Annotated in this window: 16 protein-coding genes; 14 read left to right on the top strand and 2 right to left on the bottom strand. The window is 47.3% G+C overall.

The window, feature by feature from the left end; translation table 11 throughout:
- From ASG81_RS00860 to spo0A, 8 genes are all read left to right on the top strand, one after another.
- Entirely contained in the window at positions 1–915 is a 915-nt protein-coding gene (locus ASG81_RS00860; RefSeq protein ID WP_056627711.1) for a polyprenyl synthetase family protein, read from the top strand.
- Positions 916–982: 67 nt separating this feature from the next.
- Positions 983–2,932 (top strand): 1-deoxy-D-xylulose-5-phosphate synthase, encoded by a 1,950-nt coding sequence (gene dxs, locus ASG81_RS00865; protein ID WP_442952793.1) that lies wholly within the window; start codon positions 983–985, stop codon positions 2,930–2,932.
- A 16-nt stretch (positions 2,933–2,948) separates the two neighbouring features.
- On the top strand, positions 2,949–3,779 hold the full coding sequence (locus ASG81_RS00870; RefSeq protein WP_056627713.1) for a TlyA family RNA methyltransferase: 831 nt from the start codon (positions 2,949–2,951) through the stop codon (positions 3,777–3,779).
- Between the two features lie 188 nt (positions 3,780–3,967).
- Positions 3,968–4,435: a hypothetical protein gene (locus tag ASG81_RS00875; RefSeq protein WP_056627716.1), complete on the top strand. Its 468-nt coding sequence runs from the start codon at positions 3,968–3,970 to the stop codon at positions 4,433–4,435.
- Between the two features lie 17 nt (positions 4,436–4,452).
- Positions 4,453–4,905, top strand: a complete 453-nt coding sequence (gene ahrC / locus ASG81_RS00880; protein ID WP_056627719.1) for a transcriptional regulator AhrC/ArgR — start codon at positions 4,453–4,455, stop codon at positions 4,903–4,905.
- A 20-nt stretch (positions 4,906–4,925) separates the two neighbouring features.
- Positions 4,926–6,638: a DNA repair protein RecN gene (gene recN / locus ASG81_RS00885; protein ID WP_056627723.1), complete on the top strand. Its 1,713-nt coding sequence runs from the start codon at positions 4,926–4,928 to the stop codon at positions 6,636–6,638.
- A gap of 123 nt (positions 6,639–6,761) precedes the next feature.
- Positions 6,762–8,090 (top strand): SpoIVB peptidase, encoded by a 1,329-nt coding sequence (spoIVB, locus tag ASG81_RS00890; RefSeq protein ID WP_056627727.1) that lies wholly within the window; start codon positions 6,762–6,764, stop codon positions 8,088–8,090.
- Positions 8,091–8,386: 296 nt separating this feature from the next.
- Positions 8,387–9,199, top strand: coding sequence for a sporulation transcription factor Spo0A (spo0A, locus tag ASG81_RS00895; protein WP_056627729.1), 813 nt, complete (start codon positions 8,387–8,389; stop codon positions 9,197–9,199).
- Between the two features lie 181 nt (positions 9,200–9,380).
- Here the strand turns inward: spo0A and ASG81_RS30520 are convergent, their stop codons facing one another.
- Positions 9,381–9,548, bottom strand: coding sequence for a mechanosensitive ion channel protein MscL (locus ASG81_RS30520; protein WP_155971054.1), 168 nt, complete (start codon positions 9,546–9,548; stop codon positions 9,381–9,383).
- Positions 9,549–9,683: 135 nt separating this feature from the next.
- On the opposite strand from ASG81_RS30520, the gene coaD reads away from it, so the two are divergent.
- Positions 9,684–10,160 carry a pantetheine-phosphate adenylyltransferase gene (gene coaD / locus ASG81_RS00900; RefSeq protein ID WP_056627732.1) on the top strand — a complete coding sequence of 159 codons (477 nt, stop codon included), beginning with the start codon at positions 9,684–9,686 and terminating at the stop codon, positions 10,158–10,160.
- 110 nt (positions 10,161–10,270) lie between these two features.
- On the opposite strand, the gene ASG81_RS00905 is transcribed toward coaD, so the two are convergent.
- Positions 10,271–10,564 (bottom strand): DUF2627 domain-containing protein, encoded by a 294-nt coding sequence (locus ASG81_RS00905; RefSeq protein WP_056627735.1) that lies wholly within the window; start codon positions 10,562–10,564, stop codon positions 10,271–10,273.
- Between the two features lie 221 nt (positions 10,565–10,785).
- Here ASG81_RS00905 and lpdA point away from each other — a divergent pair, with 221 nt between their 5' ends.
- The 5 genes from lpdA (at position 10,786) to lipB (ending at position 16,499) form a co-directional block, all read left to right on the top strand.
- Positions 10,786–12,213 carry a dihydrolipoyl dehydrogenase gene (gene lpdA, locus ASG81_RS00910; protein ID WP_056627738.1) on the top strand — a complete coding sequence of 476 codons (1,428 nt, stop codon included), beginning with the start codon at positions 10,786–10,788 and terminating at the stop codon, positions 12,211–12,213.
- A gap of 98 nt (positions 12,214–12,311) precedes the next feature.
- Positions 12,312–13,340 (top strand): thiamine pyrophosphate-dependent dehydrogenase E1 component subunit alpha, encoded by a 1,029-nt coding sequence (locus tag ASG81_RS00915; RefSeq protein WP_056627741.1) that lies wholly within the window; start codon positions 12,312–12,314, stop codon positions 13,338–13,340.
- Positions 13,340–14,323 carry an alpha-ketoacid dehydrogenase subunit beta gene (locus ASG81_RS00920; protein WP_056627744.1) on the top strand — a complete coding sequence of 328 codons (984 nt, stop codon included), beginning with the start codon at positions 13,340–13,342 and terminating at the stop codon, positions 14,321–14,323. The genes ASG81_RS00915 and ASG81_RS00920 overlap by 1 nt, the downstream gene beginning before the upstream one ends.
- A gap of 119 nt (positions 14,324–14,442) precedes the next feature.
- Complete coding sequence (locus tag ASG81_RS00925) at positions 14,443–15,774, top strand: dihydrolipoamide acetyltransferase family protein (protein WP_056627746.1); 1,332 nt, start codon at positions 14,443–14,445, stop codon at positions 15,772–15,774.
- A 17-nt stretch (positions 15,775–15,791) separates the two neighbouring features.
- Positions 15,792–16,499: a lipoyl(octanoyl) transferase LipB gene (gene lipB, locus ASG81_RS00930; protein ID WP_056627748.1), complete on the top strand. Its 708-nt coding sequence runs from the start codon at positions 15,792–15,794 to the stop codon at positions 16,497–16,499.
- The last annotated feature ends 26 nt before the right edge of the window (positions 16,500–16,525 follow it).

A 16,525-nucleotide genomic window follows, 5' to 3' on the forward strand; every position in this document is an offset into this window, starting at 1 on the left:
TTGAACGAGAGGGCATCCATTAAAGCGTACTTATCGAAATGCGCGGAGCTGACCGAAGCTTCGCTTAAACAATCGGTTCCGAACTCGTGGGACGTTCCGGTACAGCTGAGGGAGGCAATGCAGTATTCGCTTGAAGCAGGAGGCAAACGCCTGAGACCAGCGTTAGTGCTATCGGCTGCCGAAGCGGTATTTGGCCGTACGGCAACCTTCGATGCCGCTCTGCCAGTAGCTTGCGCCGTAGAGTTTATACACACATATTCTTTGATTCATGACGATTTGCCTGCCATGGATAATGATGATTTCCGCAGAGGAAAGCCGACGAACCATAAGGTATTTGGTGAAGCGATGGCGATTTTAGCCGGGGACGCGCTGCTTACGCATGCGTTTCATTTAATTCCTCAAGCGGCGCGCCAAGGCGGTATTGCCGCAGAAGCGGCGCTTGCCATCGTAGAAGATCTCGCCAAGTTGGCGGGTGCTCCCGGAATGGTTGGAGGCCAGGTTGCCGATATGCTTGGGGAGCAAGGAATCACTTCCATCAGTGAGCTGGAATACATCCATCTTCATAAAACAAGCGATCTTATTGTGTTCTCGGTTACGGCTGGCGGCCGAATCGGAGGAGCTACAGATAAGCAGCTTGAGCTTCTAGCAACATATGGCCGAAATATCGGTCTTGCTTTTCAAATTCGGGATGATATATTGGATTTGATCGGCGATGAGCAGAAGCTGGGAAAGAAAACAAATAGCGACGTTCAGCAGAATAAAGTAACGTATCCTTTCCTAATCGGAATAGAAGAGAGCAAAGCTCAGGTTGAGCGGCTAACCCAGGAGGCGAAAGCGGCTGTGCTGGATGCGGGGTTGCTCGCTCCGGACCGACTTCTTGAAATTGCGGATTATCTCGTTGGGCGCGATCATTGAGAATGTAATGCTTTTTCCATTGTGGTTGGGAATCAAAGCTCAATGTGCTATAATAGGAAAAATGTAGATGTTCATGGGACAGCAGTTAAAGGCTGTCCGCGAAAGCGAGGAAAGTAACGTGCTGCTTGACCAGATTAACGGACCTCAAGATTTGAAAGCTTTGACAACCGCTCAGCTAGAGCAACTGGCCGCTGAAATCCGTCAGTTTCTTATTGAGAAGCTTTCCGTTACGGGTGGTCATCTCGCTCCTAACTTAGGAGTTGTAGAGCTGACCCTAGCCATGCATTATTTATTTAACAGCCCAGAAGATAAGTTTATTTTTGACGTCGGGCATCAATCATATGTACACAAAATATTAACCGGACGCAAGGACCGGTTTGATACGCTGCGTAAATATAAAGGGCTATGCGGTTTCGTCAAACGGGCGGAAAGCGAGCATGACGTTTGGGAAGCCGGACATAGCAGCACATCCTTGTCAGCTGCAATGGGAATGGCGCTCGCCCGTGATTTGAAGGGTGAGAGCAATCGCGTAGTTGCTGTTATCGGTGACGGCGCCCTTACCGGCGGCATGGCTTTAGAAGCGCTTAATCATATCGGACACGAGAAGAAAAATTTGATTGTCATCTTGAATGATAATGAGATGTCTATCGCTCCAAACGTTGGCGCATTGCATCACTATTTAGGTAAAATACGTACTGATCATCATTATCATAAAGCTAAGGACGAGCTTCAGTTATTGCTGAATAAAATACCGGCCATCGGAGGAAAGCTTGCTAAAACAGCCGAGCGCTTTAAGGATAGCTTGAAGTATTTGCTCGTAAGCGGCATTCTGTTCGAGCAATTCGGATTTACTTATTTGGGTCCTGTAGATGGTCATGATATTGAGCAGGTGCTTGATATTATGCGCCAAGCGGATTCGATGCCGGGTCCCGTGCTTGTTCATGTATTGACTGTAAAAGGGAAAGGCTATTCGCCTGCTGAAGCGGATTCGTTCAAATGGCATGGCATCACGCCATATAAGATTGAATCTGGTCAAGTGGTCAAGGCTGTTGGTCCTCCCGTTTATACAGATGTATTCGGCGAAATGTTAATTGAATTAGCCGAGAAGGACGATCGAATTGTCGCTGTAACTCCTGCAATGCCAGGCGGCTCCGGATTGCTCAAATTTGCAGCGAGGTTCCCTAATCGCATGATTGATGTGGGAATTGCCGAGCAGCATGCGGCTACGATGTCGGCAGCGCTTGCGATGGAAGGAATGAAGCCCGTTTTCGCGGTGTATTCAACTTTCCTGCAGCGCGCATATGACCAAGTCGTGCATGATATTTGCCGTCAAAACCTTAACGTTATTTTTGCGATTGACCGTGCGGGCTTCGTTGGAGCAGATGGCGAGACTCACCATGGCGTTTATGATATATCATTTTTAAGGCATATTCCGAATTTGGTTATTATGATGCCTAAGGACGAGAATGAGCTCAGACAAATGCTTAAGACTGCCGTTGATTATGATGACGGGCCGATCGCCGTACGTTATCCGCGTATTGCGGGCTTAGGCGTGGAGATGGAGTCTAATCCGCAAGCTTTGCCGATTGGCACTTGGGAGACGGTTCGAGCAGGAGATTCCGGCGTTATTTTGGCAATTGGCCCCATGCTGCAGGTTGCCGAGGAAGCGGCTGAACTCCTCAAGCGAGAAGGATTGAGCGTTCAAATCATAAATGCCAGATTTATTAAGCCGCTCGATGAGCAGATGCTGTTATCGCTTGCTGCGGAAGGCAAGCATATGATCGTGCTGGAGGAAGGCGCGGAGCTTGGCGGTTTGGGAAGCTCAGTTCTTGAATTTTATTCACTCAAAGGCATTTACGGCCTGTCCGTTCGTATTATCGGCGTGCCTGATGTATTCGTTGAGCACGGTACGATCAAGGAGCAAAGAAAAGAAATTGGTTTAACGGCTGAGAGAGTAGCTACCGAGTTCAAAGCCATGCAGCCAAAGCGCATGAAGCGAGTTACTGGCCAACAGTAACGTTTGAGGGAGAAAGATGACAACTACAGCGAAAGAACGGATAGATGTGCTTCTGGTGGAGCGCGGCTTTTATGAAAGCAGGGAAAAAGCGAAAGCGGCTTTAATGGCCGGGCTCGTGCTTGTAAATGACGAGCCTGTCGACAAAAGCGGAATGAAAGTGGCGCGTACGGCAGATATTAAGGTAAAGGGTGCTCTGCATCCTTACGTCAGCCGTGGCGGATTGAAGCTGGAGAAGGCGATTCGGAAGTTCGGTATCGATTTGAACGGACGCGTCATGCTCGATATAGGCGCATCGACAGGCGGATTTACGGATTGCGCTCTTCAGAACGGCGCATCATATGTATATGCTATCGATGTTGGCTACAATCAGCTTGATTGGTCGCTTAGACAGGATGAACGGGTAAATGTCATGGAGCGTACCAACTTTCGCTATACAGAGCCTGCTGATCTGGTCGGACCGCCTCCTACGTTTGCTTCAATCGACGTATCCTTCATATCGTTGAAGCTCATTTTACCTGCTTTATCCACCTTGTTATCGGTTGGCTCCGGGATTGTCGCATTAATAAAGCCGCAATTCGAAGCAGGACGCGAGAAGGTAGGTAAATCAGGTGTCGTTCGTGACTCCGCTGTGCATAGGGATGTGCTGCGGACAGTTCTGACTGCGGCAGCAAAGCTGGGTTATAGCTTGCAGGATATTACGTTTTCTCCTATTACGGGAGGAGAGGGAAATATTGAATTTTTGGCCTATTGGACATGGTCCGCTGAGCCGAGCGCTGTAATTCCTGATGATGCTGCGTTAACGGAATTGGTAAAGCAAGCGAACGAAACCTTTACTACAAACAAATAAGATGAAGAAACCAGGAAGGTGTCGAGCAGAGTCATAGCTGCCCGGCATCTTTTTTACTTTACAGCAGCCAACTTGATTTGTTAAACTATAGAAACCAAACAAATGTTCGGTATAGTAGATATACAGGAGAATGCCCCCAGCATAGCGAACGATTAAGTAAACAATCCATTTGCGAATGGGGGATGCTGATGGGCACATACGGTGATTGGTTTATTATGCTTTTTGCCGGTTGTTTGGCTGTAGTTTGGCTGTTCAGAGTATTTCACCGCTGGCTGCACGAGCCTGCAAGCGTCAAGCGTCTTAAGCTTGGTAAAGGCGGCGTGCTCACGGAAGATGATGAGAACATTTTATTGCTTGAGCAAGCTGGATATGAGGTAAGCTCAGGAAAGCATTTAGTTCCGATTCCAATCAAGCTGGATGATGTGCCGCTTGGAAGAGGAAGTCGGTTATATATTGATTATATAGCGGAAATGGATCATTGTACGTATATCGTCAAGACTGCACGTGATCGGATGCCGATGGAATGGACGGCTAGTGGAGTTAGGGACCGTTTGCTTGTTTATTCGCTGCTATTGCCCGAATGCGACGGCATATTGTTCGTTGACGCGAAGGAGAAAGTCATCCGCAAAATAACGTTTCACATCTCAGACCAATAAATCATGGAGGTTTTTTTATGAAGGGGATTCGCCAATATCGAATCAAGGAAATTATTACAAACCGTATGATTGAGACACAGGAGGAGCTTGTGGAAGCGCTGCGCGCAACCGGCATGCAGGTAACTCAGGCAACCGTATCGCGCGATATGAAGGAATTGATGCTTATTAAGGTGCCGGCAGGTGAAGGGAAATACAAATATTCTATTCCGCAGGAGCATCAGCGCCAAAATCCGATCCATAAGCTAAAGCGTGCGCTGCTTGATCATTTTGTGCATATTGATTTCACTGATAACCTTGTTGTCATGAAGTGTCTGCCGGGAACGGCAAATGCAATTGGAGCTTTGGTCGATAATATGGAATGGCCAGAGGTTATGGGTACAATCTGCGGGGATGATACGATCTTGATGATCTGTCGCACCAAGACGCAGAGTGGAGAAGTTGTGGAACGCTTGCTTGAACTATTGAACTAAAACGAGGGGGAAATTAAACCATGCTGCGTGAGTTATCTATAAGAAATTTAGCGGTAATTGAAGAAGTGAACGTTACATTTCATCATGGATTTCATGTGTTAACAGGTGAAACAGGGGCAGGCAAATCGATTCTAATTGATGCGCTAAGCTTGCTGGCTGGCGGTAGAGGCTCCGCAGACATGGTACGGTATGGATGTGAAAAAGCCGAGATGGAGGCGTTGTTTGATCTCCCTGGCAGCCATCCTGTTTGGGTTGTGTTAAATAAGCTCGGTGTACATGCCTCCTGCGAGGAGATGCTGGTCATCAGGCGCGAGCTTTCGTCACATGGCAAGAGCAACAGCCGTGTAAACGGTCAACTCGTTACGATGACGATGCTTCGGGAAATTGGTGAATACTTAGTTAATATTCATGGTCAGCATGAACATCAATCATTGCTTCGAACAGATCAGCATTTGGAATGGTTAGATATGTTCGCAGGCGATTTGTTAATCGAACGAAAGCAAAATTACAGAAACGTATTTAAAGAGCTGCAGCAAACCAGAGCATCGCTGCGAGAGCTGGAAAATTCAACGAGACAAAACGTTCAGATGCTCGATTTGTATCGTTTTCAGATTGAAGAAATTACGAATGCCCAGCTTAAGCCTATGGAAGATGAATTACTTGCCGAACAGCGGCGCAAGCTACTGTATGCGGGGAAAAGAATGGATGGGGTGTCTGAGGCATACTCGCTGTTATACGGAGGCAAAGGTCTCGATATGGTTAGCAAAGCGGTTGCGAAGCTGATTGATATTCAGACCTATGATGCAGTGAAATTAAGCCCGTTACTGGAGCAGCTTCAATCTGCCTTTTATCAAGCGGAGGATGCAGCTTTCCAGCTGCGCGATTATCGTGATGGTATAGAATCTGATCCCGACCAGCTGTCGCAGGTGGAGGACAGACTTGATTTAATAAATGGTTTGAAGCGGAAATACGGGGAAACGATACCTGATATATTAGCATATTTAGATCGTACAATTATTGACCGTGACAAAATCGAAAATCGCGATCAGCTGCTTGAGGAGCTTCGATTAGAAGAAATAAGGCAGTATAATCAAGCATTGGTTTTAGCTCAAGAATTATCTCAGCTTCGCGAGCATGCGGCTGCGAAGCTGTCTGAAGCAATCGAGAACGAGCTAGGACAGCTTCAAATGCCATCCGCTAAGTTTCGTGTGCAAATCGATACGACCTTTGACGGGTCAGGAGAGCCGAAGCAAATTCGGCTGCACATTAATGGAATGGATGAAGCGATTTTTATGCTGTCAACAAATCCGGGTGAACCTTTGAAGCCGCTAAGCAAAATTGCATCCGGTGGAGAAATGTCACGCATTATGCTTGCCCTAAAGAGCATTTTTGCAGAGATCGATCAAGTTCCTGTCCTTATATTTGATGAGGTTGATACGGGCGTAAGCGGCCGGGCGGCGCAAGCCATCGCAGAGAAGATGTCGCAGCTCGCAATGAAGTGCCAGGTGTTCTCGATTACTCATTTACCTCAAGTAGCATGCATGGCAGACCACCATTATGAAATACGGAAGCAGGTCATTGAGGACCGAACCTCTACTTCGGTAACGGAATTGATCGGTACAATGCGTATTGAAGAGCTGGCTCGCATGCTTGGCGGTGTAGAGGTAACTGAAAAAACTCGACATCATGCACAAGAAATGCTTGATTTGGCTCATCGACAGAAGGGAGCGTAATGGAAGCCAATTAGGGAATGTTTTTGCGGACATAAAACAACAGGGTGAGGGTAACTTAAAGGTACGCCAATGGCGATATAGCCTTTAACGTCATGCGATGGAATTACAGGGAGCGTGAAATCATTGAACTCCAATCAAAGGAAGCGATGGTTTGGCCTAGTTCTCGTTTTCTTCATTTGCATGATCGGAATCTCCACCCCGTTTCAACATTTTGCCGCAATTCCGAATGAACTTCGTTTATTCTCTGGGCAGCTGAAACGATTACAATACGGAGTACCCGTTCATGCAGAAGTAACGGTCGACCCTCAGATGCTTCAGATTAACGGATCAACCAGTCATTCTTTATCCGTAAATTTGAATGAAACACTGTCACTTCAGCCGAATCAAAGCGGTCAAACCAAAATGAAAGTGAAATTATTTGGTAAAATTCCATTTAAGACTGTAAAAGTAAATGTAGTGCCTGATTTACGAGTGATACCCGGTGGGCAAACAATTGGAGTCAAAGTCAAATCATCCGGCATTTTAGTTGTGGGTCATCATCAGGTCGCTGGCAGTGATGGCATGAAGCAATCGCCTGGAGAGGCTGCAGGACTTCGGCTGGGCGATTTGATTGTTAAGATCAACGGCACAAGCATCAATCAAGTACACAGAGTTGCAGAGCTAAGCGAGAGGGCTGGTAATGACAAGAAGCCGCTTGAAGTTACCTATAAGCGTGACGGACAATTAAGCATTACTCGGCTAAGCCCTGTATTTGATGCAGAAGATAAGGCTTGGCGGTTAGGCTTATACATTCGTGATTCAGCAGCTGGGGTAGGAACATTAACATTTTATGCTCCCGATCAAGGCGTATATGGGGCACTCGGACATGTTATAACCGATATGGATACACAAACGCCGATAGATGTAGGCGAAGGTCAAATATTACAATCGAGCGTCACGTCCATTAACAAGAGCCAAAATGGCGAGCCGGGAGAAAAAAGAGCGCATTTTGTAAAAGAGAGCAAAATATTAGGCAATGTTGAACGTAATACTCCGTTTGGCATTTTCGGCAAAATGAATGAAGTGCCAACGCACAGCTACAGTGCAAAAACAGTGCCCGTAGCCTTTGCCGAAGATGTCAAAGAAGGGCCAGCGCAAATTTTGACTGTTGTAAATGGACAAAAGGTTGAGCGCTTTGATATCGAAGTTGTCCATGTATCAAAGCAAACCGGTCCAGCCACTAAAGGTATGGTCATTAAAATTACGGACAAGCGTCTGTTAAGCAAAACCGGCGGTATCGTTCAAGGTATGTCGGGCAGTCCGATTATACAGGATGGCAAGTTGGTTGGTGCCGTTACTCATGTGTTTGTGAATGATCCGTCCTCAGGGTATGGCTGTTTTATCGAGTGGATGCTGCAGGATGCAGGCGTATTATTGAAGTCGGCTAACGGTCGAATTGGCGAGGCTGCGTAATGGTTGCAATTTAATGCGAGACGTCTGCTTGGGCTTTATGGAGCCATGGCAGACGTTTTTTTTTATTTTTTGCCGGTTATCTAAAAACCGCGTGATGCATATAATAAGCAAAGAATTTTGTCGAAGAAGAGCGAAGATAATCGTTACATGTAATAAATTTTTAATTATATCGAATCAACTTAAAAAAATAAAGAAAAATAATTTTCGACAGAAGGAATTCAACTCCACGTGTCGAAAACTTTAAGAAGACAACAAGTGAGCGATATCATGAATATCATTTAAGGGAGGACCACAACTTGCATAAGATCGAAGTATTATTAGCAGACGACAACCGTGAATTTACTAACCTGTTATCGGAGTACATATCCGAACAAAGTGATATGAGTGTGAGTGGAGTTGCGTACAATGGAGAAGAGGTCTTAAGACATTTGGAGGAAACAAGAAAAGTTCCTGATGTGCTTATTCTTGATATTATTATGCCGCATTTAGACGGATTGGGCGTTCTTGAGCGTTTGAAAGAAATCAACATGTCCCCGATGCCGAAAATCATTATGCTGACAGCCTTTGGTCAAGAAAACATTACCCAAAAAGCGGTGCAGCTTGGCGCTTCCTACTACATTTTGAAGCCGTTCGACATGGATATTTTAGCAAATCGTATCCGTCAGCTTGTTGGTAACCCAACGTATTCGTCGACGGGAAGCTTTTCAACGAGCTCTTCCTCCTTGAAATCCAACGTCGTGCCAATTGCTAAAGGAAAAAATCTGGATGCTAACATCACGAGCATCATTCATGAAATCGGAGTGCCTGCTCATATTAAAGGGTATCAGTACTTGCGAGAAGCGATCACGATGGTTTACAACAATATCGAAATTCTTGGCGCGATCACAAAAACGCTTTACCCGGCTATTGCCGAAAAATTCAAAACAACGCCGTCCCGCGTTGAACGCGCGATCCGGCACGCGATTGAAGTCGCCTGGACACGCGGCAACATTGACAGCATTAGCCACTTGTTCGGCTACACCATCAACATCAGCAAGTCAAAGCCAACGAATAGTGAATTTATTGCGATGGTCGCAGACAAGCTGCGGATTGAGCATAAGGTAAGCTAGATGGGAGCTTTGTGAGGAATGGAGGGGATGGTAACATGCCCGTAAATTCCGAGAGTCGCGTTTTGAAACCGTTTCACATTTTTAGAAACGCTGCTGCTTACAACCGCTGTTTATTGGGTATCCATAACCAATGAAGGCGGTTTTTTGCATCTGAAACAAAAAAAGGCCATCATAGGATGCCTCAATTGTAAACGACTCTTCGGTTTAAATAAACATTGCTGCCATATTTCTTGATTAAACCCGACGATTCTGCTTTGATATAGCTATGTATTTCTATTAAGCGCTGACTTTGCGGTTGAATCGTTTCTTTTACCTTCCCGTCGACGGTAACGTCGAATACGATTTTCATGACTGCACCTCATTTTCTTTTGTTGCTCTAATCATAGTACAGTTGTATTTCGGCATAATAAAATAAAATAGTGTAATTTGTAATCTTATTTAGAAAAAATCATCGCATTGTAAACGAATGATTTGAGGTGATAGGATGAAAGCGGTTTACGCAGGCAGCTTTGACCCGATTACGCTCGGTCACGTATCCGTTATTGAGAGAGCGTTCCAATTGTTTACCGAGGTTCATATTATCGTCGCTAATAACCGATCGAAGAAGCATTATTTTACGATTGAACAACGAACGGAGCTCGTTGCTTTATCCGTACCGCAGGATGAAAAAATTCAAATTATACCCTATGAAGGCATCGTAGCTGATTATATCAACGAGCATAACATTAATGTTGTCATACGGGGGATTCGAAATGCAACCGATCTCGAATATGAGCTGCAGCTAGAGCAATATATCCGCAATACAACGATGGCTGATACGATCTACTTATCTCCTTATACACATTACATGCAAACGAGCAGCTCTCTCGTCAGAATGTTTCTGATGTCCGACAAGACGGAGCTGGCTGCTTCCTATATGGTGCCGAAGGCGTACATGCAAATGCTTGAGTACGTGGAGTAGCTTCAGGTTCCATGCAAGCAGGCGCAAAAAAACCGCTGGTCTTGGATCGATCTTGACCCGTGGACACTGCGGTTTTGTATGTGTATTGAGCTGTGTACTACATATTTATATTAGCTTTGCGGCTTCGGCGGGCGAGGGCGCTTTTCTTTGAAACGGGGTGCGACATAATTCCGTTTACGGTCCCGGAAAAAAGTCCAGCCTGCGATAAAGCCAGCCCCTGCGGCGAACATGATAAATCCGAGCAAAAACTTCAACCAATCAAAGTCGGGCGTAATGGCGTCATTGCCGAAATCGGAGAAATAAACGAATACGGAATCTTTCATTTTGAGAAAGCCGAAGCAGGCCAGCAGTCCTGGAATAACTAGCAAGAGGATAGCAATAAAGCGCGCAGTAACTAATTTCATAAAAACAGTTTCTCCTTATCGGTCAAAATATACAGTTAGCTCTATCATACCTTTTTATACGCAGCGTGTCCATTTCAGAAAGGACGATGCTATCGCCGGTAAAAACAGGTACAATAAGGATGTATGTCATGTTACAATGCGGATGGGCAAGATGGAGCCACGCCACGGAACATTAGGCTTTACCAGCATATATTGAAAGTATTTATGGAGGGAATTAGATTATGGCAATACAGGTGGACGTAGCTGTACTCGGAGGCGGACCTGGCGGATATACGGCAGCCATTCGAGCAGCTCAGCTAGGCAAAAAGGTAGCGATTATTGAAATGGACAAGTTAGGAGGAACTTGTTTACATAAAGGCTGTATTCCAAGTAAATCACTGCTTCGCAGTGCGGAAGTATATTCAACCTTGCTCGAAGCGAGCTCATACGGCATTCAGGTTGCAGAGGGCGCTATTTCACTCGATTACAATAAAGTGCAAGAACGGAAGGACCAAACGGTAGAACAGCTATACCGCGGGCTTCAAGGATTAATGCAGAAAAACGGGATACAGATCATTCAAGGCAAAGGAAGAGTGATCGGTCCTTCGATTTTCTCGCCCAAGAGCGGGTCGCTGGCGGTCGAGCTTCCGGATGGGGAAATGGAGTCTGTCGTATCGACTAATCTGATTATCGCGACTGGCTCAAGACCTCGTTTATTGCCGGGGTTAACTCCCGATGGTGAATATATTTTGTCTAGCGATGAAGCGTTAGTGATGGACAAACTGCCTGGCTCAATCATTATTGTGGGTGGAGGCGTGATCGGTGTGGAATGGGCGTCGCTGCTGCAGGATTTTGGCGTTCAGGTTACGCTGGCGGAAGCGGGCTCACGCTTGCTGCCAGGCGAAGACACGGAGGTTTCCGCTGAGCTGGCCAGAGTGCTGAAGAAGCGCGGGGTACGCGTTCTGACAGGCGTTCAGCTTCAGACTGACCAGTATAAAGGCGAAAACGGAGAAGTATCGATCGTGGCAGCAACACCGGAAGGGGACGTATTGCTTACTGCGGAGAAGCTGCTGATTTCCGTCGGACGTAATCCGAATGTAGAAGGGATCGGCCTTGAAAATACTGACATTCGCACAACTAACGGCGCGATTGAAGTGAATGGTTTCGGTCAAACGAGCGAGCCGCATATTTATGCGATCGGCGATGTTACCGGCGGTGTTCAGCTCGCGCATGCTGCTGCACATGAGGGATTAATCGCCGCGGAGCATATTAACGGAGAGAAGCCGGATGCCATTCAGCCTCATTTGATTCCAAGATGTATATATTCCCGTCCGGAAATCGCTTCTTACGGTCTAACGGAGGATGGAGCCCGTGCGAAGGGGCATGACATCAAGACGGGGAAAATTCCGTTTCAAGCGATTGGCAAGGCACTCGTGTTAGGAGAGAAGGATGGCTTTGTCAAGGTGATTGCTGACCGGAAAACAAATGACATCGTCGGTGTCCATATGATCGGAGCTCATGCGACAGATCTTATTTCTGAAGCAGCGCTGGCAGGGGTTCTTAATGCAACGCCATGGGAGGTCGGTCAAATGATCCATCCGCATCCTACGCTTGCAGAGGCGCTGGGAGAAGCGATGCTGGCTGTTGACGGCAAAGCAATATCGTTCTAAGTATGACTGTTTTCTTTTTGGATCAAATGGAGTTATAATGTATATGATCAAGTCTTAGTACCAGGTTATAATAGCGCAAAAAAAAGGAGGAACAATTTATGACCCAATCTGCTGGGCAAAATGTTCGTCATTTGGAATTAGGGCTTAGCAATGAGCAAGCAATTGATATGTATGTAACGATGGTGACTGCGCGTAAGTTTGACGAGCGGATGCTGCTTCTACAGCGTGCCGGTAAAATTAACTTCCACGTTTCCGGTGTCGGCCAAGAGGTGGCACAGGTTGCGGCAGCTTTTGCGCTTGACCGTGATAACGATTATTTTTTACCGTACTATCGGGATTATGGCTTAGTACTCTCGGTAGGCATGACGGTGCGCGATTTACTGTTGTCGGTGTTCGCGAAAGCGGAGGACCCGAATTCAGGCGGACGCCAAATGCCCGGCCATTTCGGCTCGAAGAAGCTGCGGATTGTGACGGGCTCAAGTCCAGTTACTACGCAGGTTCCTCATGCGGTAGGCATTGCGCTTGCTGCGAAAATGAAAAAAAAGCAGCTCGTCAGCTTCGTAACGTTTGGAGAAGGGTCGAGCAACCAGGGCGACTTCCATGAAGGCTGCAACTTTGCGGGAGTGCATAAGCTTCCTGTCATTTTTATGTGTGAAAATAATCAATATGCAATCTCCGTACCTGTCCATAAGCAGCTTGCCGGAACGGTCGCTGACCGTGCGCTCGGCTATGGCTTCCCTGGACTTCAGGTTGACGGCAACGATGCTCTAGAAGTGTTCCGGGTTGTAAAGGAAGCGCGCGAGCGCGCAATTGCTGGAGAAGGCCCGACACTAATTGAAGCGCTTATGTACCGGATCTCGCCTCATTCTACATCAGATAACGATCTTGCCTATCGTACGAAGGAAGAGGTTGATCTCAATCGTGCGAAAGACGGCATCCCTAAATATATGCAATACCTGATCGATTGCGGCATTTGGTCAGAGGAGCTTGAGGCGGAGCTTCAAGTCAACGTTCGCAAGGTGCTTGACGAGGCTACAGAATATGGCGACAAAGCACCTTTCCCGACGCCGGAATCTACATTGCTTCACGTATATGCGGATGATGCTGAGCAAGGGGGTGGGGAATAATGGCAGTAATCGAATATATTGATGCCATTCGCCAAGCGATGAAGGAAGAAATGGAACGTGATGAGGACGTCTTCGTTCTGGGTGAGGACGTTGGACTCAAAGGTGGCGTGTTCACGACAACGAAAGGTTTGCTGGAGCAATTCGGCGAGCATCGGGCGCTTGATACGCCGCTTGCGGAATCTGCGATTGCAGGCGTTGCAATCGGTGCGGCGATGTATGGCATGAAGCCGATCGCAGAAATGCAATACTCCGATTTTATGTTCCCGGCAACCAATCAAATCATCAGCGAAGCAGCCAAAATCCGTTACCGCTCGAACAATGATTGGACGTGTCCGCTCGTTATCCGCGCGCCCATCGGCGGCGGTATTTTCGGCGGCCTGTATCATTCGCAATGTCCGGAATCTGTGTTTTTCGGCACACCCGGTTTGAAAATTGTCGCTCCATATCGTGCTTACGATGCGAAGGGACTACTGAAGGCCGCTGTTCGCGACCCGGACCCGGTCATTTATTTTGAAAATAAAAAATGCTATAAGCTCATTAAGGGCGAGGTTCCCGATGATGATTACATCGTTCCGATCGGGAAAGCGAATGTGCTTCGCGAGGGCGATGACATTACCGTTATCGGTTATAGTCTTCCGCTTCATTTCGTAGAGCAGGCAGCCGAAGAGCTTGCAGGCGAGGGGATCAACACGCATATCCTTGACTTGCGGACGCTTCAGCCGCTCGATAAAGAAGGCATTCTTGAAGCCGTGCGAAAAACAGGCAAGGTGCTTATTGTCCATGAGGATAATAAAACGGGCGGTGTAGGCGCTGAAGTATCAGCCATTATCGCAGAAGAGCTTCTTTATGAGCTGGATGCTCCAATTATGCGACTTTGCGGGCCGGATGTACCGGCAATGCCGATCAATCCTCCGGGCGAGAAGTTTTTTATGCTAAATAAAGAAAAAGTGAAAGAAGCCATGCGGCAGCTTGCGCTTTATTAAAATATAAGAAAGTATAAGCAACGCTTTTATACAAAGCTTATATGTCAACGTGAACGCTTGCTGTGCCGCCAGAGGACGGCGGTATCCGTTTACGCTGGGCCAGTAGGGAGATGTGAATGATGAAAACAATGACGGAAATCGTCGTGCCGCAGCTTGCGGAATCGCTCGTATCAGCCACCATTGATAAATGGGTGAAGCAGCCGGGTGATTGGGTTGAGCTTTATGAACCTGTCTGTGAAATAATAACGGATAAAGTAAATGCGGAATTGCCTTCCACTGTGGCCGGCAAGCTTGTCAAAATTTTAGTCGGCAAGGGTGAGACCGTTCCGGTCGGCACACCGATTTGCATAATCGAGACGGAAGGATCGGCAGATCATGCGGGAAGCGGGGCAGCGGATTCTGGGGCGGAAAACGCCGGAAATGTTTCCGTATCGCCAGCAGCTGAACTTGATTCGGAAGACGCGCCGATGCGCAACCGGTTCTCGCCGGCCGTGCAGCAGCTGGCGGCAGAGCACGCAATCCGATTGACCGATGTTCCCGGAACGGGGCTTGGCGGACGTATTACACGTAAGGACGTACTTGCTTATGTTGCGGCCGGCGCCGGAAAAGCGAATATCACTTCGAGCGGTAACGCAGCCGCGCAAGCGCCTAATACGGTAGATGCGGCGGCACAGGTGCGTTCCTCGGGGATGCATTTGACGGAAACGCCGAGGTTTCCCAAAATTGAGGTTGAAGGCGCATCCGGGCTTGGCCGCGGTGATAACTTTATTGATGTAACGCCTATTCGCAATACGATTGCCCGCAATATGAGGCAAAGCGTGAGTGAGATTCCACATGCATGGACGATGATTGAAGTGGATGTGACGAATCTGGTTCTGCTTCGGAATAAGCTTAAAGATGATTTCATGAAACGCGAAGGCATTAATTTGACTTATTTGGCTTTCCTGCTCAAAGCTGTCGTAAATGCGATCAAAGACGTGCCTATCATGAATTCCATGTGGGCGGTGGATAAAATAATCGTCAAGCGGGACATTAACATCGCGCTTGCAGTCGGTACGGAGGATTCCGTGCTCACTCCGGTTATCAAAAATGCCGATCACAAAAACGTTGCCGGATTGGCAAAAGAAATCGAGGAGCTCGCCCGTAAGACGAGAGAAGGAAAGCTGACGCTGTCTGATATGCAGGGGGGCACCTTTACCGTCAACAATACAGGATCCTTCGGATCAATTTTGTCATATCCGATCATTAACTACCCGCAAGCTGCCATTTTAACATTTGAATCAATCGTGAAGCGTCCAGTCGTTATTAATGACATGATTGCGGTTCGTTCGATGGCTAATTTATGTCTGTCGCTCGATCACCGGATTTTGGACGGCGTCATTTGCGGTCGTTTCTTGCAGCGCGTAAAGGATAATTTGGAGAGCTTTAACCTCGAAAGCAAATTGTATTAGAAAAGGGGAACACCATCATGGCTGAAGCGGACAACGCAAATGTCTTAAGACGGCTGGATGCCCAGTATATCGGCTTGCTTGATTACGCTCAGGCGTGGGAGCTGCAAAAAGCATACGTAAAACAAATTGATCAGGGGGAGCGCGAGCAGTCGCTGCTCCTTCTTCAGCATCCGCCAACCTATACAATGGGTTCTGACAAACATCCCGAGCACTTGCTTCTAGATGAAGCAGAGCTTAAGGAGCGCGGCATTGCTTTGTTCCAAATCGATCGCGGGGGGGATATTACCTATCACGGACCCGGTCAGCTGGTTGGTTATCCGCTGCTTTATTTGGAAGCTGAAGGCCTTGATTTACACGCTTATTTGCGCAGTCTCGAGCAAGTCATTATCAATTGGCTTGCCGAGTACGGTATAGAAGCGGGAAGAAAGCCGGAATATACAGGAGTGTGGGTCGGTGACCAGAAGATTGCTGCCATCGGGGTGAAATTTAATAAAGCCCGGCAGCGGCGGGGCTTTATTACGAGTCACGGCTTTGCTCTAAATATCAAATCAGGGATAGCCGCAGAAGGGTTTAGCGGAATCGTCCCTTGCGGAATCCAACAATTCGGCGTAACCTCATTCAATGATTTAACCGGGCTCGAGCTATCGGTTGAGGAAGCGGCGAACCAATTGCTCCCTCATTTTGTGAAAGAATTCAAATGTGAGTTGGATCTAGTAAAGAAATAGCGAACCAAGACCAGCTACCAAAGTGG

The sequence above is a fragment of the Paenibacillus sp. Soil522 genome, from assembly GCF_001428245.1.
Lineage (GTDB): Bacteria > Bacillota > Bacilli > Paenibacillales > Paenibacillaceae > Pristimantibacillus.